The 18,592-nt window shown below is 59.7% G+C and carries 15 protein-coding genes; 10 read left to right on the forward strand and 5 right to left on the reverse strand.

What is annotated here, in order from left to right:
* Positions 1-13 precede the first annotated feature (13 nt).
* Both R3C19_02890 and R3C19_02895 read right to left on the reverse strand, forming a co-directional pair.
* Positions 14-979 carry a 2-hydroxyacid dehydrogenase gene (locus tag R3C19_02890; protein ID MEZ6059288.1) on the reverse strand — a complete coding sequence of 322 codons (966 nt, stop codon included), beginning with the start codon at positions 977-979 and terminating at the stop codon, positions 14-16.
* Positions 980-1,023: 44 nt separating this feature from the next.
* Positions 1,024-1,254 carry a hypothetical protein gene (locus R3C19_02895; protein MEZ6059289.1) on the reverse strand — a complete coding sequence of 77 codons (231 nt, stop codon included), beginning with the start codon at positions 1,252-1,254 and terminating at the stop codon, positions 1,024-1,026.
* 252 nt (positions 1,255-1,506) lie between these two features.
* Between R3C19_02895 and R3C19_02900 the strand changes: the two genes are divergently transcribed.
* The 6 genes from R3C19_02900 to R3C19_02925 all read left to right on the forward strand — a co-directional run bounded on the left by R3C19_02900 (position 1,507) and on the right by R3C19_02925 (position 8,798).
* A complete protein-coding gene (locus tag R3C19_02900) occupies positions 1,507-2,904 on the forward strand; it encodes an SGNH/GDSL hydrolase family protein (GenBank protein MEZ6059290.1) in 1,398 nt (465 codons plus the stop codon).
* A gap of 199 nt (positions 2,905-3,103) precedes the next feature.
* Entirely contained in the window at positions 3,104-4,210 is a 1,107-nt protein-coding gene (locus tag R3C19_02905) for a hypothetical protein (GenBank protein MEZ6059291.1), read from the forward strand.
* Between the two features lie 146 nt (positions 4,211-4,356).
* The gene (locus R3C19_02910) at positions 4,357-5,571 is read left to right on the forward strand and encodes a PQQ-binding-like beta-propeller repeat protein (GenBank protein MEZ6059292.1); all 1,215 of its coding nucleotides are present in this window, start codon (positions 4,357-4,359) and stop codon (positions 5,569-5,571) included.
* A 32-nt stretch (positions 5,572-5,603) separates the two neighbouring features.
* The gene (gene crcB, locus R3C19_02915) at positions 5,604-6,083 is read left to right on the forward strand and encodes a fluoride efflux transporter CrcB (protein ID MEZ6059293.1); all 480 of its coding nucleotides are present in this window, start codon (positions 5,604-5,606) and stop codon (positions 6,081-6,083) included.
* A 127-nt stretch (positions 6,084-6,210) separates the two neighbouring features.
* Positions 6,211-7,623, forward strand: a complete 1,413-nt coding sequence (locus R3C19_02920) for an MATE family efflux transporter (GenBank protein MEZ6059294.1) — start codon at positions 6,211-6,213, stop codon at positions 7,621-7,623.
* Complete coding sequence (locus R3C19_02925) at positions 7,623-8,798, forward strand: aminotransferase class V-fold PLP-dependent enzyme (protein MEZ6059295.1); 1,176 nt, start codon at positions 7,623-7,625, stop codon at positions 8,796-8,798. Before R3C19_02920 ends, R3C19_02925 begins: the two co-directional genes overlap by 1 nt.
* Positions 8,799-8,951: 153 nt before the next feature.
* Here R3C19_02925 and R3C19_02930 read toward each other — a convergent pair whose 3' ends face one another.
* Together R3C19_02930 and R3C19_02935 are read right to left on the reverse strand one after the other, a co-directional pair.
* Entirely contained in the window at positions 8,952-12,908 is a 3,957-nt protein-coding gene (locus R3C19_02930) for a right-handed parallel beta-helix repeat-containing protein (GenBank protein ID MEZ6059296.1), read from the reverse strand.
* Positions 12,909-13,611: 703 nt separating this feature from the next.
* Positions 13,612-14,010 (reverse strand): DUF1294 domain-containing protein, encoded by a 399-nt coding sequence (locus tag R3C19_02935; GenBank protein ID MEZ6059297.1) that lies wholly within the window; start codon positions 14,008-14,010, stop codon positions 13,612-13,614.
* Positions 14,011-14,208: 198 nt separating this feature from the next.
* On the opposite strand from R3C19_02935, the gene R3C19_02940 reads away from it, so the two are divergent.
* A complete protein-coding gene (locus R3C19_02940) occupies positions 14,209-16,089 on the forward strand; it encodes a hypothetical protein (protein ID MEZ6059298.1) in 1,881 nt (626 codons plus the stop codon).
* Positions 16,090-16,109: 20 nt separating this feature from the next.
* On the opposite strand, the gene R3C19_02945 is transcribed toward R3C19_02940, so the two are convergent.
* Entirely contained in the window at positions 16,110-16,796 is a 687-nt protein-coding gene (locus R3C19_02945) for a hypothetical protein (protein ID MEZ6059299.1), read from the reverse strand.
* Positions 16,797-17,038: 242 nt separating this feature from the next.
* Between R3C19_02945 and R3C19_02950 the strand changes: the two genes are divergently transcribed.
* The 3 genes from R3C19_02950 to R3C19_02960 all read left to right on the forward strand — a co-directional run bounded on the left by R3C19_02950 (position 17,039) and on the right by R3C19_02960 (position 18,587).
* Positions 17,039-17,389 carry a helix-turn-helix transcriptional regulator gene (locus R3C19_02950; GenBank protein MEZ6059300.1) on the forward strand — a complete coding sequence of 117 codons (351 nt, stop codon included), beginning with the start codon at positions 17,039-17,041 and terminating at the stop codon, positions 17,387-17,389.
* Positions 17,390-17,481: 92 nt separating this feature from the next.
* Positions 17,482-18,225, forward strand: coding sequence for a hypothetical protein (locus tag R3C19_02955; GenBank protein ID MEZ6059301.1), 744 nt, complete (start codon positions 17,482-17,484; stop codon positions 18,223-18,225).
* A 149-nt stretch (positions 18,226-18,374) separates the two neighbouring features.
* Complete coding sequence (locus R3C19_02960) at positions 18,375-18,587, forward strand: carbon storage regulator (protein ID MEZ6059302.1); 213 nt, start codon at positions 18,375-18,377, stop codon at positions 18,585-18,587.
* Positions 18,588-18,592 lie beyond the last annotated feature (5 nt).

Consider the following 18,592-nt stretch of genomic DNA (forward strand, 5'->3'; position numbering starts at 1 on the left):
CTGATCGGCGCCGCTAAAATCGATTGACGACGTTTGTCGGCGACCCGCTGCGCCAGGCTCGGATGTTTTCGACGCAGCCCAGCGTCAGCAGATCCAGACCTTCCGGAGTCTGGTCGGCGCTGTGAGGAGTCAGGACGACATTGTCGCATGACAGCAGCGGGTGGTCCGCGGCGATCGGTTCGGCGTCGTAAACATCGACGCCCGCCCCGAACAGCTCACCGCGCCGCAGTGCGGATGCCAGCGCTGCGGTGTCCACAATCGGTCCGCGAGCGGTATTGATCAGAATTCCGGTCGCTTTCATCTTTCGAAGTTCAGCGGCACCGATCAGGCCGCGAGTCTGGTCGCTCAGCCGCACATGCAGACTGACAACATCCGACGTCGACAGCAGCTCATCGAATTCCAGGAAGCGAAAGCCGAGCCGCTGCGATTTGGCGGCATCCGGATGAAACGACCAGGCAGCCGCCGTCATTCCGAAGGCCCGGCCCAGACGAATCATTTCGCAGCCGATGTTGCCGGTGCCGACGACACCGAGCTGCTTTCCGATCAGCGAAATCCCCAGGTCGCCCGACCATTCACCGCGCCGGAGCCGTTCAGTCATGGCCGCCATTCGTCGCGATACCGCCAGCATCAGCCCGAACGCATGTTCCGCCACAACGGTCGCCGTGCGTCCGGGAATGTTGCTGACGACAATCCCGTGCCGCGTCGCCGCGTCGATGTCGATCGAATCGTACCCGATGCCGCAGACGGCAATCATCTTCAGCTTCGGAAGTTCACCAAGCAGACGGCCGGACACCCTGACGGCGCTGCGGGAATTCAACAGCACGTCCGCATCCCGCAGCCGCCGCAGCATCTCGGAATCGTCATCCGGCCTGTCCGAAAACAGCCGGACGTCGGCGAATTCGCGAAGCCGGTCCAGGTACTTCGAACGACCCACCATCGGTGGATGATCGGCTGGAATGACGACGACGGGCGCACGCATGGAAACTCGGGCATTCGGTGCCGGCAGACAGCCGACTCGCGAGTTCAGGATTCTTCCCCGGCCGGCGCATCACCCGCATCGATGGCCGAGGCGTCCGCACAATTCGGCACCGGCTGATCCAGCGGATCGTCGATGGAATAGTAGACGCCGTCCGTCCGTCCCGGCGGTTCCTGGTAGTTCCATCGCCACAGTCGGTGCGGCTGCAGTTCATGCAGGATCGACTGGCAACCCGTCGAACAGAACAGAATCAGGCCAAGGCATAGCAGGCGTTTCATGGGAATCCTCCGTGGCATCGCCGAAGTCGCGAATCCGGATGCGCCGAATGTCACCGGATCGCTCCCTGTCGCTGGCAAAACGGCTTCGAATTCGGGACGATCTTCCGGCACGCGAGTTCACTGTCTTCGCGTAGCCTAGCTGCCGGCTGCCGCCGCCTGAACGCGAAACCCGGCCGCTGATTCCATCCGACGCGGGCCGGTGTCGCCCCGGTCACCTTCCTTCCGCAATTCCTGCCGAACACGGAGTCACAAATGCAGATCTTCGACAAAATCGGTTCGCTCCTTTGCGCCGCGGTGGTGCTGATCGTCAGCACCGGGTTGCTGCCGACGCCTGCCCGTGCCGAAGACGCCGCCGCGCCTCCGGCGATCCCCGCAAAAATCGACCTTCAGGACGGTGACACGCTGGTGTTTCTGGGAGACAGCATTACTCACCAGTTGCTTTACACGCAGTACGTCGAAGACTTTCTCTACACGCGTTTTCCCGATCGCCGCATCAACTTTCATAACGCCGGCATCGGCGGTGCTCAGGCCTGGGACGCGCTGCAGCGCATTCATCGCGACGTGCTGGATTACAAGCCGCGCTACGTGACAATTCTGCTGGGGATGAACGACGGTCGCTATCAGCCGTTCAATCCCGAAATCTTTCAGACGTACCATGATGACATGACGCAACTCATCATGGAGATTCGCGACGGCGGAGCGATCCCGATTCTGATGTCGCCGACGATGTTTGATGCGCGAGCGTCCTCGAAGGGCAACCGGCCTCGTGGCGCGGCGATGCTGGAACAGTACAACAGCGTGCTGGCGTACTATGGTCGGTGGCTGCAGGATCAGGCGATTGAAGGCGGCATGTCCTACGTCGATATGTTCAGCATGCTGAACGACCTGACTCTGGAACAGCGTGAAACCGACGCGGCGTTCACGATGATTCGCGACGGCGTCCATCCCGATCCGCCGGGGCAGCTCGTCATGGCGTTCGCAATGATTGAGGATCTCGGGCTGAGATCGCAGTTGTCAAATATCCGCATCGTGCCCAAGACCGGAGGCGACGGCCTGAACGCCACCGCGAAGGGCGGCAGCATCAGCAACCTGAAACGCACGAACGACGGACTGGAATTCGACTGGACTGCCGACAGCCTGCCGTGGGTCGTGCCGCCGGAAGCTCAATCCGGCGCGGACATGCTGAAGCTGGGTACCAGGGCCAGCCGTGAGGCTTTGGAAATACACGGTCTTGATCGCGGGAAGTACGAACTGTCCATCGATGGCACTGTCGTCGGCGCATGGCGCAACATTGCTCTCGAACACCACATCGAATTGCAGCAAAACGACCGGACTCCGCAGTATCAGCAGGCCATGCAGGTCGTGATGCGGAACAGGGATCGAAACACCGGCCCGCTGAAACGACTGCGTGACACCTGGGGCACGTTCCAGGGCTGGGCCAGAATGCAGCGGCAACTGGCAGCGAATCCCGACAACGCCGACGTCGTCAGGGACCTGACACCGAAGATCGAAGCCGCCGGCAAACGCCTGGAATCGCTGGAAGCCACCATCAAGGAAACGGAAGCCGAAGCCCGGAAGATCGAAAACGAAATCTACGAGCTGAATCAGCCTAAGACTCGGCACTACATCGTGAAACGCACGCAGCCATAGGCAGGCTCCGGTATTCGCGTCTAAACGGCGACCCACACGGTGCTGATTCGAAGGAATGCGTCGCCGGTGAACGCCGGACTCCATCGTGTCTGTCAGGAATTCAACGCTTCGGAGAGAGATGTGACTGGCAGCAACGCGGTGTCAGTCTCGTCGCAGTATCCCGAAACCCCGGCCACCATATCGATTGGAAATTATGAAGATGAAGTATCTCCTGCCACTGTCAATGCTGCTGCTGCTTCCGGCTGCCGCAACAGCCGCGGAAAACCCCGCGACCGCCATCGACACCATTCGGACCGCCGGCAGCGCGGGTGTCAGTTCCAGTGACACGCGCGCTGCGCTGGCATCACTGACAAAAAGCGGAAGTTCCAGCCTTCTGCCGATCCTGAACGCATTCGAAGGCTCGTCGGTGCTTGCGGGCAACTACCTTCGCAATGCCTTCGAAACGATTGCCGACGCAGAGTTGAAAGCAGGCCGCAGACTTCCCGAACAGGAAATTCTGGCATTCATCCGGACAGAGTCGCAGTCACCGTCGGCGCGGCGGCTGGCGTACGAATGGCTGCTGAAACAGAATCCTGACCTGGACACGGAATTGATTCCGCAGATGCTGCTGGACCCCGCCGCGGAGTTTCGCCGTGACGCCGTCGCGCTGCTGATTCAGCAGGCCGAATCCTCGGATCAGCCGGCCAAGGCGGTTGCTCTTTTTCGCAAAGCGCTGCAGGGTGCCGTCCACGACGATCAGGTGAAAAAGATCACCGAAGCACTGCGTGCCGCCGGAGAGCAGGTCAATCTGCAGAAGCATTTTGGATTCCTGACGGACTGGATGCTGATCGGCCCCTTCGACAACAAAGACATGAAGGGCTTCGCCGTTGCCTATCCTCCGGAAGAACAAGTCAAGCTCGACGCCCGCTACAAGGGACAACTGAGTGACGTTGCGTGGGAACCGCTCTCAACCGACGACGACTACGGTCTGATTGACATCGCCAAACAGCTCAGCAACTACAAGGGTTCCGTGATGTACGCGGCCACCGGCTTTGAAAGTGACCGGAAGCAATCCGTGGAGCTGCGACTGGGAACACCCAATGCCTGGAAATTGTGGGTCAACGGAAAGCTTGCGTTTGAGCGTGAGGAGTATCACCGCAGCACTCGCATGGATCAGTACAAAGTCCCCGTCGAACTGAATGCCGGAACAAACACGATCCTGGTCAAGGTCTGCCAGAACGAACAGACGGACGACTGGGCTCAGGTGTACCAGTTTCAACTGCGAGTCTGTGACAGCGCCGGTTCGGCGGTGTTGCCGAAACAGTGACGGGATGACAACAGGGAATCAATACCAGTAACCCGATGGGGGTTGCCGCCACGCGCGGGACGTGAGCCGCCGGGTTGTTCATACACTGTCGGCAGCGGTCGCACGTTTCCGGCTGGCTGCAACTTTGTGACATTGAAAGCTGACCGATGAAGTTCAGGATCAGAATGCTTGCCGTGACAATTGTGCTCTGCCCGGCGCTGGTGCAGTCGGCCTGCGCTGCGGACTGGCGGCAGTTTCGCGGTAACGATGCGAACTCCGTTGCCGTCGGCCAGGAACTGCCGACGGAACTGAGCGGCGAAACCATCGCGTGGAAGGCTGATCTTCCCGGTCGGGGTCTTTCCGCGCCGATCATCATCGGCGATCAGGTGATCCTGACGGCAAGTTCCGGATACGACCAGGACCGTCTGCATGTGCTGAGTTTCGATGCCGAAACCGGACACCAGCAGTGGGATCGTCAGTTCCAGGCCACCGGACGGACGGTCTGTCACGAAAAGACATCCGTCGCCGCGCCCACTCCGGCCAGTGACGGGACGCGGGTCTTTGCATTCTACAGCAGCAATGACCTGATCTGTGTCGACCTGAACGGCAACCTGCAGTGGTATCGCGGCCTGGGCAGTGAATATCCCAACGCCAGCAACAGCCTTGGAATGGCGTCGTCTGTGATCGTGATCGACGGCACGGTGATCGCTCAGGTGGAAAGCGATGCCGAAGCATTCGCGATCGGAGTCGATACTCAGTCCGGCGAAACGAAATGGAAGATTGACCGTCCCCGAAAGGCAAACTGGTCGTCACCCGCGATCCTGCCGGGCAGCGGTGACCAACCGTCGCTGGCGCTGCTGCAGTCGTCGGCCGGACTGGCCGCGGTCGATCCGGAATCCGGCACGGTCGTATGGAACTTCAACAAGGGTGCCTCCACCATGTCGTCGGCAACGGTTGCTGACGGACTGGTCATCATCCCGTCGAACGGTCTGACAACACTGCAGCCGGACGGTGCCGGCTTCAGCGAACTCTGGAACGCCGCGGACCTCAGCCCGTCGACGCACAGTCCGGTCGTCGCCGACGGAATGACGTTTACCGTCAACAGTGCCGGAGCGCTTTCCGCCGGAGACGCAGGGTCCGGTGAACGGCTCTGGCAGATGAGACTCCGGGGACCGTTCAGCGGCACTCCCCTGGCATCCAACGGTCACCTGTACTTCTTTAACGAATCGGGTCAGGCCATTGTCGTGAAGCCGACCCGGGAAGAGGGAGAAATCGTTTCACAGCTTGATCTGGAAGAAACGATCCTCAGCACTCCGGCCGCTGCGAACAACGCTCTGTACATCCGCAGCGACGGACATCTCTGGAAATTCGCAAAACCATAGGACGAAACTCGGTAGTTCAGATTCCCCATTTCATGCCAGCCGAATCCACGGGGATCCCGGGACCCCGAATCATCTTTCACAAACAACCGGCCGAACCAGTGGAGCTGATGAATCACCTTGCCATTCCTTTCGCGGTCGGACTCGGCGGATGTGTCGGAGCCGTCAGCCGATTCTACATCTCCGAATGGGTCAGCCGATCCGTTTCGCAGGGCCTGGCGTTTGTCGGCACGCTGTGCGTGAACCTGCTTGGCTGCTTCATCATAGGTGTTCTGGTAGCCGCCGCCGCTGCCAAAGCCAGGTGGATGACGCCTCTGATGGAACGCTGTCTGCTGACGGGCGTGCTGGGATCGCTGACGACGTTTTCCACGTTTTCACTGGAATCCGTCAACCTGGTGCGCACCGACCGCGCCGGCGCGGCAGTTTTGTACGCCGGAGTCAGTGTCGTCGCCGGTCTGACTCTGGTCTGGCTGGGAATGAGGATCGGTCAGCATCTCTTTGCGGCCGACGGCTGAAGTCGCGGAAAAACGTTCTGCGGTCCGGAACAATGGCCTGCCAACCTCCGGACACGGCAGCCTGTGAGGAATCGAGCGGCGGCGGACGCCCATTGGCACAATCTCGCAAGTCAACTTCCCATTGCCTGTGACCGAATCTTCTTCCGACCCGCACCACGCTGCCGGCAGCTTTCGCGAACTTCTGGCCGTGTCACTTCCGCTGATCATCAGCGCCGGGTCATTGTCGGTGATGAGCGCCGTCGATCGCATCATGCTGGCGGGATATTCCGTCGACGCTCTGGCGGCCGTGACACCGGCGTCGATGCTGCACTGGACCGTGATCTGCGTGCCGATGGGCATGATCCTGTATGCCAACACGTTCATCGCGCAGTTCGACGGAGCAGGGCGGCCCGGCCGCGTCGCCGCTTCCGTCTGGCAGGCCGTCTGGCTGGCGATCATTTCCGGTCTGTTGCTGACGCTGCTGACCCCGTTCACGCACGATGTGCTGTCGCTGACCGGTCATGCCGCGTCGGTCGTCCGTGAAGAATCGAGCTACTTCAATGTTCTGTGCCTGGGAAGTCTGGGCCTGCTGACGTCGGAAGCACTGGGAACCTTTTACAGCGGCCGACGACGAACGAACGTTGTGATGGCGGTAAATGTGCTGGGAGTCGTCATCAACTTCGCACTCGATTACGTCTTCATCTACGGCGTCGGTCCGTTTCCTCAGTTGGGAATCCGGGGAGCCGCGCTGGCAACGGTGCTGGCACGCGTCTCCGGAATCGTGGCGTACCTGATCCTCATCCGCCGAGAGAATCAACGCGCGAAGTTTCCGTTCCCGGAAACCTGGAAACCGGATTCGGGGCTGTTAAGGAAATTCCTGCGGTTCGGTCTTCCCAGCGGGTTGCACTATTTCGTCGACAACAGCGGATTCACCGCCTTCCTGCTGATCGTCGGCACGCTGAACGCTGATGCTTTGGCAGCGACGAATCTGGCGTTCAGCGTCAACGGGCTGATCTTTGTTCCGCTGCTGGGATTCGGCACGGCAGTGCAGACTCTGGTCGGCCACCACATCGGAGCCGGGCTGCAGCCCGCCGCAATCCGGACAACGTGGAACGCCGTTCGAATGGCGCTGGTCTGGACGGGCGGCGCCGGCGTGCTGCTGATTCTGTGTCCGGAAATGAGTCTGAAGCCGTTTCAGTTGTTCGCGCGGGACTCGTCGCCGGAGACGGAATCGCTGAAACAGATCCTGCCGACCGCCGTCCTGCTGCTGCAGTTTGTCGCCGTGTACTCGGTATTCGACGCTCTGGCGGTCGTCTTTTCGTCAGCCCTGCGCGGAGCCGGTGACACGCTGTTTCCCATGCTGCTGACAATGTTCAGCAGTTGGCTGGTGATGACGATTCCGGCATTGCTGGTTGTACAGTCCGAATCCGCCAGCATCACCAAACTGTGGCTGTGCTGCACGGCTCATATCACCACGATGGGTTCGGCCATGCTGCTGAGATTTCTATCCGGCCGCTGGAAGCATATCCAACTGATCGACACAGCCCAGGAACTGCCCTAATGATGTCGCCCTATCGCGAACTGTGGGATCTTGACCCGGAAGTCACGTATCTCAATCACGGCTCGTTTGGTCCGTCACCGATCGAAGTGCGAGCCGCCCGCGAAGCGTTCTCCCTTCAGGCGGAACGGCAGCCGATGAAATTCTTCTGTCAGCGGATGGAAGAACAGCTCACGCAGACAGCCGAAGCGCTGGCCGGATTCCTGAAGACCGATGCCGGCCGGCTGGTACTCATCGACAACGCGACGTTCGCCATGAACATCGTCGCCGAAAGTTTTTCGCTTTCCGAAGGAGATCAGGTACTGCTGACGGACCACGAATACGGAGCCGTTCGCAACATCTGGCAGCGTCGCTGCCGGCAGGTCGGAGCAAGTGTGGTGACGGCAAAACTGCCGTTTCCGCTCGACAACGACGGTATTCTGACCGCCATCGAAGGCTGCCTGACCGATCGAACAAAGCTGATTGTCGTCAGTCACATCACGTCACCCACCGCCGCAATTCTGCCGGTGACCGAAATCTGTCAGCGAGCACGGCACTCGGGAATTGCCGTCGCCATCGACGGACCACATGCCATCGCCATGCTGGACGTCTGCCCGGAAGACATCGGCTGCGACTTCTATTGCGGCAGCGGACACAAGTGGCTGTGCGCGTCGTTCGGCAGCGGGTTTTTGTGGGTGCATCCGAAACATCATTCGTCCGTTCGATGCCCGATTGAAAGCTGGGGAGGCTCCATCGCCGGACGACCGGCATCCTGGCAGGACCGAATCAACTGGCTGGGAACCCGCGACCCGGCACCGCTGCTTTCGATATCCGCTGCGATTGAATTCCTGCAGCGAATCGGGCTCGATGCGTTTCGCCGACACGCGAAATCGCTGGTGCTTGAAGCGCGCCGGCAACTGCTGGAACTCGATGGCGCGGGGCCGCTGTGTACTCCGAACCCCGAGAACGTCGTCAGCATGTGCAGCGTGGAACTGCCGCAACCGGCCGACTGGAAACCCGGCTTCCACGGCCATCCCGATCCGCTGCAGATCGAACTTCGCGACGTTCACCGCATCGAGATCCCCGTGGCGTCCTGGAACGGACGACGATTCCTGAGAATCTCCGCTCACCTGTATAACTCGTCGGATGACGTGACGCGGCTGATCGAAAGCCTGCAGTCCTGCAAACACCTCCGTTAGGCGGCCGCTTCGGCCGATGCCGTCTGCAATTCCCGCTGAGCTGCCGACCGAATGCAAAGTCGGCCGTTGTTGTGCTGTCTCCTGCGGTATACCAGACATCGCGCTGCGTTGCAGAATCTGCAGGCGATCTGACGACTCCGCTGGAATCAGGCGCTACGGCACGAGTGCACCGTTGACGAGAATTCGGCCGTTGGCACTTCCGACGAACGAGAATGGTGTTTCGATAAACGAGCCGCCACCCGGGTTCAGCAGAAAGACCAGGTTGTTGTTCAGGCCGGAAAGATTGATTGTTCCGGCAACGGCCCGGAAGCGAATCCCTTCCTCCGCCAGCGTTCCGACACCCAGGTCAAACAGACCGATCTGGTTGCCGCTGATATTGAACGCCGACGGCTGACTGACGGAATTGAAGATCATGCCGGCACCGCCATCACCGTTGAACGCCATCAGGTTGTTCGAAATGTCCATCAGCGTGTTGGCGGCCAGCCGGAATGTCATGCCGGTGCTGTCGAATCCGTCCATTTGAAACGCGTTGCCGGTGATGTTGGAGGATGACATTCCCAAAGTCTGCATCTGCAGGGCTGTCGCGTTGGGCTGCACGCTGACCACGCCGTTGCTGATGATGTCGGTCAGCAGTTCATCGGTGATGGAGAACGTCTGGATGTCCATCGCCGTCTCCGTTTCGTTGATGTCGAAACCATTCAGTTCAAAGTTGTTGTTGGCCAGCCGAACCCTGGCGGGACCGTTCCAGGCGAACTTGAAGCCCGTTTCTGACAGGTCCAGAGGATTGACGTCCAGCACATCGGTGACTGTCAGTGAACTGTCCTGAACGTTCACGTCAATGTGCGCGCCGACGGCAGAGGCCGTGTTCAGAATGTTCAGGATGTCGTCGGAGTTGTCGACAAACGTTGTCCGCTCGACATTGATGACGTACGGATTGTCGTAGTCAATGAACAGTGTAGTGTCCGGATCATTGGGCACTTCGGTGTAGGTCATCCGAATCGTTTCGCGGTCCAGATCTGCCCCTGCAACGGCCGGGTTGTTGTCACCGTTGTCATCAAACAGCGAATCCTGAATGTCCAGCAGAGTCAGATTCTGTCCATCGATCCCGCGGAAGTTGGAACGCGTCATGGAGACAAACAGCAGTTCCAGGAACTGATCGTCGGTTGTCGTAATTCCGCTGTTCAGGACGGTGATGCCGGTCTGGTTATCATCAAATGACACGGATTTCAGGCTGATCTGACCACCGTTCTCAAGCTGCGCGCCGGAGATGCCTGCGCCGGTAATGGCACCGCCCAGACCAAACGCGTTGGGAACCTGAGGGCCAACGTCGAACGTCTTCATCCCGGGACGATTCGTCTCCACCAGTCGCAGGCCGAAGTCCGGTGACCCGGTGCTGGTCAGCGTGTCGAGGTGGATGTTGATGCCGGACTGCTCGATGTCGACCGCGGCAGCAAGGTTGCTGTTGACGTTACCGGTACCCACGCGGATGCTCTCGTTGTTGAATCCAAAGAAGCCGACTCCGCCGTTGGACTGAATGTCCACATTGTTGAAGATCATTTGTGCCGGACCGTTCGTGCCGGCAACGTTATTGACCAGGTTGACGCCTGCTCCGCCGCCGGGGTTCCCCGTGGCGTTCAGGATCCCCAGCGATTCAAACAGCACCAGCGCTTCGGAATCCTGAATATCGACGGCGGCCGCGGTGGATCCCGACAGGTTGTCCACACCGGTGCCCTGCTGAAACGAGACAACGCCGTCGGAATTGAGAATCTGAATCCCTTCGGCTCCCCGCTGACTGATGCCCGTGCCGCCCGCGAAGACGGTCGAACCACTGTCGTTCAGAATCGCGATTCCCTGCGTTGCGGCGGAGACAATCGTTGTCAGTCCGTTGACGCTGAAACTGCTGCCATCCGCATTGCTGAGCAGTTCGATTCCGCGGCCCAGACTGCCGTTGATTGTCAGAGCCCGCGCGAACTGCACGGATCCGCCGGCAAGTGTACTGTCGACGCTGACGGCTGCAGCGGTTCCCGAAGCCGCGTTTCCTATCGTCACGTCCTGCGAGAATGTCACGTTGCCTTCAAGGTTATTGATGTCGATGCCAGCGCCGTTCGGGTTTGTGATGGACAGATTGTCAAACAGCGTACGGCCTGTGGTACCGGAAATCAGCACGGACGGTCCGGCGGCGTTGTTCACGACAGTTGCGTTCCGCAGTGAATTCCGGAACGCGTAATCTCCGGAACTGTTTGTAACGGAGATTCCCGTCCCCGTGCTGTCCTGAATGTTGGCGTTGTCAATCGTCGCATTGGATGCCGTATCACGGATCACAATGCCCGCTCCGCCCGTATCATTGATCGTGGAACGGAACATGTTCACAGACCCGGCCGTCATGTTTTCGATCAGCACCGCTTCCTGAGAAGTGTTCTCGATGTGGCCGAACGCAGGATCAAGCCCGACACTGGTGGAAGTAAAACCGATCACGCCCGTCCCTCCATTGACATGAAAGGCGGGCCCGGTCGCATTCGTGATGATGGTGTCCAGGATCGTTGTCGAATCCATCGTGTTTTGCAGCAGGATGCCGGCGCCTCCCGCGTTCTGAACCAGAACATCGCTGACCCTGGTCCCGCCGACTCCGTCGCTGAAGATGCCGTTGCCCCCCGGACCATCGATAATGAAACCGCCGAAGCTGCTGCCGTCACCCAGAGTCACCGCGTTGCCCGCGGAACCGGACAGCATCGGCCGCAACAGAATGGGATCAATCGCAGCCGTCGACAGCAACGGACCGAACGGAGCCGGCCCCAGCGTTGCCAGGTTAGACGCGAACGTCGGCGAATCCGGCAGGATCAGCGGATCACTGATTCCGTCGACCGTGATCTCGTTCATGACCTTACGATTGCCCGTCGCACCGGCAATCAGGCCTTCACCGAACAGATTCTGATTCGTCGCAAGCACGACGGTGTTATCCGGAGCCGCGGCAAACGTGCTTCCCGCATGGACGAACACCAGGTCGGCTCCCGGAACAGCCAGACCCGACGCCAGCGAATTCAGCGGATCTTCGACTGTTCCGATGAACGGGCCGCCCAGATCGTTGCTGTTGACATGCACGACGTTAAACGGCAATCCGGTCGCCGGATTGATCGCGATCAACGGTGCCGTAGCCACGTCCGAAGTGGAAGTAGCGATCGTCAGGTTGCGGCGAACCGGTTCGGCAAACCGCTGGATGGCCGATCGACGCGTGTGTTCCTGACTCTTGAAACCGCCGAAGTGGACAACCGCGTTGAAGGCAACGTTCGTGCTGAATTGAGAATCGTCCGTCACCTTCAGAGACAGTTCCAGCCAATCGGCGATGTCGGCCTGCAGGCGGGTGGAGAAGCCGGAAAACCCGGGGATGTTTTCACCCTGGTAGTAGTATCCGCCGCCGAACGCCCGAACGTCGAACTGTTCGGCGAGCTTGCCCGGCAACAGCACGCCGATTTCCGAATCGAATCCTTCCAGAGCCTCAGCGAACGAATTGATCTGGTTGAACGTGATGTTGTTCGCGACAAACGCGGCACTGGACTGGTCGATTCGAGAACCGACCATCTCCGATGTGTTTCCGAACGGCCGGTAATAGTTGCCGCGAGCTTCCCAGCGGTTTGCCAGAAGTTCTCCGCCGAATGTCCAGGACCGGAAATGAGCGCCCGTTGTCTGATCGCGATCGAAGTAACCGTAGCCGCCGACGACGATGTCCGGTCCCAGTAAGTAATGCCGGTATCCGGTACCGAAGCTCCACGCCAGGTCTCCGCCGTTGTCCATGACAATTCGGGAGTCGCCGAACAGATAGCTGTCTCCGGCGCTAAAGTACGGTGACAATTCCACGTGAGACACCGATTGCAGTCGGCCGACCGTGTTACCGGCGTCGTGACCGCCGCGGAATCTCATCCCGAATCCCCGACGGTTCTCGTCCATCGTTGAACTGGCCGAACCGGAAGAGGAACCCGAAAACGGCGTCCTGGAATACGTCATCCCGTCAAATTGCGCCTGCGCGCACGGCTGACTCAACAGGGATATGCTGCCACACAGCAGCAGCAGACAGGCACGTGACGTGACTCGCCAGGCGGTTCGAACGTTCGTCATGACGTTCCTCGAATCGAAGATGAGATTCGCGTACCGGCTGGCACGCTGATCTGCTGCGAACGGCATCATGCTGTTCCTGCATCAGATGTTGGTGAGACTGCTTTCGAAACAGACTGCCGAAAGGGTATTCCGCCGCGCTGTGCGGAGAATCCTCCCGCCAATTCCGTAATCAAGAGAGAGAGGCGGCGGTTTTAGCGGTGCCTGAGCCACGCAGCAACATGGCTTGGCGGGGGTGACCACCGGAAAATCTGAGCAGTTGGCAGCGGTCGTCGGAACTTCAGCCGAAAAAACAGGTTGCCGAAATCTGCTCGGCAAAATTCGCCTGAATGATGTTCACTGGCAGCCACTTTCAGATCTCAACAGGAAGTGAACACATGTTCATTTTGAACGCCACGGCGGCGGTGCGTCACGCGTGGTTCGATAAACCCCGATACGCGACCGACGGCGGGGCGACGCTTCCGCCGAGCCGTGTGTGCGGGAGGACGTCCGATGCGGCAGCGGCTCTGCAGGCGCCTCTCCTTCCCGGTTTTGCGCCTTTCCAATGATCGCGCAGGCGCGATTGACTCCCCCGTCCGGATGCCTCGCCAAAGCGATCCAGCAAAATTGGGATGACGAAGCACGGGGCCGACGTGCGACCCGCGGGGGCGGCAGCGAGCGGGACCACGGCCCGTTCCGCCTCGTCTTCGCCGGTTCTGAACCCATTCTACGAAGCGGCTGGTGGCGTGCGGCTCAGCCAGAACCAGATTCCGGCGGCCGTCCAGTGCAGCAAGACGATAGCCGCCAGCATCGCTCGAAAGGTCAGTTTCAGCGTCTTATGGCGAAAGTATTGCTGTCCCATCACGGCACCCGGCCAGCCGCCGCAAAGAGCCACCAGGTGGAGAGACTTCTCGGAAATCCGGGACTTGTCGCGTTCCGCACGAAGTTTGTCGTAGCCATACAGTCCGAACGCCGCAGCGCTGAGAATTGACGTCGTCCACACGTAGACGGTCGCGACGATTCCGGGAGCGAACGTCGAACTGGCGAGCGTCATCACAGAAACAACCACGCAGATCGTGAGCCACACCAGGGCCACACCGGTCCAGAGTTTTTGAAGCGTCTTCATCAGTGTCGGCCCCGGCGGCTGTGGTCTCAATCGTGCAAATCAGTGGCGTTTCGGCCAAGTGCGGCGAATCTTTGCCTGCCGGGCTGAGTTTCTACAATTCGGCGGCGAGATTCGCTACTCCGCTGCGAATCGCCGCTGGGACTTGATTTCTCCTGCCGCACGATGCGGTGTTTCTCCTGGATCCCCGGAATGTCCGCCATGTTCTCCTTTTTCCGTCGACGATCGTTTCTGTTGCTGGCGTGCGTCGCCGTGATCACCGCCACACTTTCCGGCACGGCAGGTCAGGTGCGGGCTCAATCGGACGATGAGAACAACCCGCTGGGAATTCGATCGGTCAAAACCGGCACCAAACCGCTTGTCGTCGCTTCACTGGCGAGCCTGAACCGCGCCAAAGAGAAGCTGGCCTATGTTTTCGACGCGGCGGGTGCTCCGGACACGCTGGACGCGATTCTGAGCCGCATCGAAGACAATGCCGGCGGGCTGGAAGGCATCGACTGGGATCGTCCGATCGGGATCATGGCCTATCTGGGCAGTGTCTTTCCTCCGGCGTTCGAATTTGTCGTTTTCATGCCCGTTGACGACATCGCCAGTTTTCAGCGCACGCTGGAACTCGGGACGGTAGTGATGGTCAATGTCCCGAACCAGGACGGTCGCTATGAACTGATTGGCCCTCAGCAAACGTCTCAGATGCGCATCGAACAGGGGTATGCCTTCATTCAGTTGCCGTTCTTCGAACCGGATCCGGCGTTCGATCGCGACCTTCCCGCGCCGGAAACTCTGGCCGCCGCGCTGGCGACACAGTTCGACGTGGCGATCACGCTGGACGTCGAAGCGGTTCCCAAAGCCACCCGCGATCTGATTCTGAATCTGCTGACCGCGACGATGTCGACTCAGATGCAGCAGCGTGACGACGAACCGGAAAGTCTGTACGAAATCCGGCGGTCGTGGATGCAGGGTGACATCGACGGCCTGAAGCTGCTGATGGATGAACTCAACCGGCTGACAATCGGCGTCAGGGTCTCGGCGGAGGAACGGTCGCTGAATCTGGACATGGTCTTCGAAGCGCCCGAAGGCACCAAACTGCTGCAGGAAATCTTCGAATCGACGGCGAAACCCAGCTACTTCACTCCGCTGCTGAGCGACGAATCGCCGGTCTCGCTGTCGATGTCGTCCATCCTCAGCAAACGGGACCGCGAACGCTATTCAGGAGTCTTCGAAGGTCTGAAACACGAGCTGGCGCGGCAGATTGACATCAACGGCCTGGGCGACGCACCGGAAGAAAACGGCCCGCTGAATTCCGGACTGTCCGCGCTGCAGAAAACGTTTATGGAGGGACACCTGGACCTTTTCGGTCAGTGCTATGCTGATTCCAGTGACAAGCTGGCGATTGTGGGAGCCTGGCGAGTCGAAGACGGTGACGCCATCGCGGCCGGACTGTTCGATCTGCTGCAGCGGGTCAAAGACCAGAAGGACATCGGCGACATTCAGACCGGCTACAACGAACACGCCGGCATTACATTCCACAGGATTGTGTTCAAGGGCACCGATCCGGCCCGCGACGAACTGTTCGGCAGAAACTCCGCCTTCATCTTCGGCGTGGGAACACGATCTGCCTGGGGCTGCGTTGGCGGCGATGATGCCTTCAGGACGCTCACCGGAGTCATGGATCAGCTTGCCGCCGCCTATGAATCGCCGCAGGAACGCCAGGCTCCGCCGTCATTTCGCCTGGTCGTCAACGTCAACCAGTTGCTTGAACTTCAACAGGGCGTCCGCACCGCTGTTGAAACGACTGCCGCCGATGAAGCAGCCGAAACCGGTGCCGAAGGGCAGGCGAGCGACACTGCCGGACAGGATCAGGGCCGGCCGAATCGCCTGAACAACCCGCGCGAGCGGTTTCGACAGCGCCGCGAACAGGCTGGAAAGCGGTTTCGCGAAACGATGGCCGAAGGCGGGGACCGTATCGAAGTTGACTTTCGCCTGATCGAAAACGGCGGTCGTACGCGGATCAAGCTGGGTGAGGCATTCGTTCGCTTCATCGGCCGGCAGGTCGCGTCCCGCTTTGGCGGCGAGAGTGACTGAGCGGTGCCGACCAGGAAGTGTCAGAACTCCGGTTCCGGTGGCGTAAACGTCAGATCCTGAATCGGTTTGTTGTGGCGAGTAAAGCGGCGTGTGAAATACCAGAACGGAATCCTCGCAAACCACAGCGCAAACGATTGAAGGTGCCGGGACTGAGCCTTCAGTTCCGACTCAAGCAGATCTTCAAACGGCACATCACCGGAATCCGGCGTGAGTCCTTCCGTCGAATAGATCCACTCAATCGCCGCACGGTGATGTTCCCACAGCACCGCTGCGTCACGGGATTCGAATGTCTGCACCCAGTTTCCCGGCATCGAAGGAAACAACTGTCCGTCGCGGCTTCCGCCAGTGGTCAGCGTTCGCTGTGACAGAATCGTGACCCAGTCCATCGACTGAGCTGCGCCCTGGACAAGATAGACGCAAAAGTAGGTGGCCTCACCGGGCCGAGCCCATGCGACAATTGTCGGTTCCATCGCCAGATGCCTGGCCCGAAACGCGCCGAGCGGCCTGATTCCCTGATCACGCAGCCATTGACCGTCAATTTCCAGCCGTGAACCCAGCGCCAGCTTCAGCGCCTTCTTCATCGACTCGGGCGAAAGCTCCTGCAGCTCAACCTTCGCAAACGACATCACGGGCATGGCACCGGCAACCGCAATCAGCGCCCAGAAAGCCACGCCAAGGCCTGCAAAAATCATCATCACTTCAAACATCGATCAAGCCTTCTCGCTGCTGTTCCGGGGACCAAAGCCTGGTTGCGCGGCTCCGGGAAAGAAAACACGGTTGCGCTCGGCACTCCACGAATCCTCATGCCGCATGAATCATTCTGCGCGCCGAAAATTGCTGTTGACAGTAAATGTCAACTCAATATGCTTCGCACCACTGACGCTGTTCGGCCCGATCGATCCGGGGAAGCGTCGCATCACTGCGTCCACGCGGCAAGGGAGTGTGCAAGATGACGACAATCGGACAGCGAATCCGCGAATTGCGAAAACAGCGAAATCTCACGCAGCGGGAACTGGCGGACCGCATCGGGATCAATTTCACCTACTTGAGCCGCGTGGAAAACGACCGGCTGGATGCCGATCAAACACCGCGCGAGGACACGCTGCAGAAGCTTGCGAAAGCACTGAACACCGACGCTGACGAACTGCTGTTGCTGGCTCGCCGGATCCCGGATTCGTTTCGGGATCGTATTCTGGCAAAGCCGGCTGTGTTCCGCCGAATCCTGAGCCTGTCGGACGACGCGCTGGCTGATCTGCTGGACAACGTGGAAAGCAGCGACGCTCGCCGGCGCGGGCGCTGATTCACACCGGTTTTCCGGCCTGAATTCACACATCGCACGTTTCGGCCGCCGACACCAGTTAGTGCCGACCGGAGGCAGGGAGCCACACTGACATGCGACGCTTTGATCTGACCAATCTGCGAACGCGGGAAATCGACGAAGTCACGGCACTGCGCATTCGGCAGTATGAAGCACTGTCCGGGACCACGGTGTCACTGCCTGTGCCCGTGGAAAACATCGTCGAACAGGTTCTGAAGCTTGACTTCGACTGGGTCGACATCGACGAACGTCCCGGTGAACAGATTCTTGCGGGACTGGTTCCCGAACAGCGACGCATCGTGCTCAACAGTCGTCACCTGGAACTGTTTCGAGCCAAGCCCGGACTGGAACGCAGCACAATCGGTCATGAAGCCGGGCACTGGGATATCGACATCGACCGCACAAGCCTGCATCACCCATTGCTGCCGGGATTCGAAATCCAGGACAGCGTCGTACGCCGTCAGGCAGCCGATCGGCGAGTCCTGGTGGAAGTGCTGAACCGCGCCGTTTACGACGAACGCTACTTCGATCTCTATCGCCAACTGACAGCCGGCGAAGATTCACCCGAAGTCAAAAGCGCGGTGGATCGCTATCAGTCGTCGCTGCTGATGCCCGCATGGCTGATCCGTGAAGCGGCTGCCGACATCGACGTCACCGACTGGAACCAACTTTATGAACTGGCGGACCGCTGCACGGTGACGATCTCCAATCTGGTGGTTCGCCTGCATCGGCTTCGGCTGATCTACATACCGGAAGGAACCAGGGACGTTTATCCGGGCCGGGATGCATTCCTTGGCCAGCGACACCTGTTTCCCTGACGACGGGAAGGTTTCCGGCAGTTTCGGACTGCGATGAGACGCCGGAATCCCGATCCGGCCGGTTACAGCAAGTCTTCGAATCCGCCTCCCCTTTTTTCGACTCCCTATTGACATTCACTATCAACATCAACTTTTCAAAGGACGGCAACATGCTGGTGCTTTCACGCAAAACTCAGGAACAGATTCTGATCCCCGGACTGGATATCGCCATCACCGTGTTGCAGGTCGGCGGCAATCGTGTGCAGCTGGGAATCGACGCGCCGCGACATATTCAGATTACCCGCCCGGAGACCCGTCAGCCGGCTGATGCCGTCAGCCTCGACGGGCGTCTGCGGCGGCGAGTGATGGCGGAAATTGCATAATGTCC

This window comes from Planctomycetaceae bacterium, from assembly GCA_041398785.1.
Taxonomy (GTDB): Bacteria; Planctomycetota; Planctomycetia; order Planctomycetales; family Planctomycetaceae; genus JAWKUA01.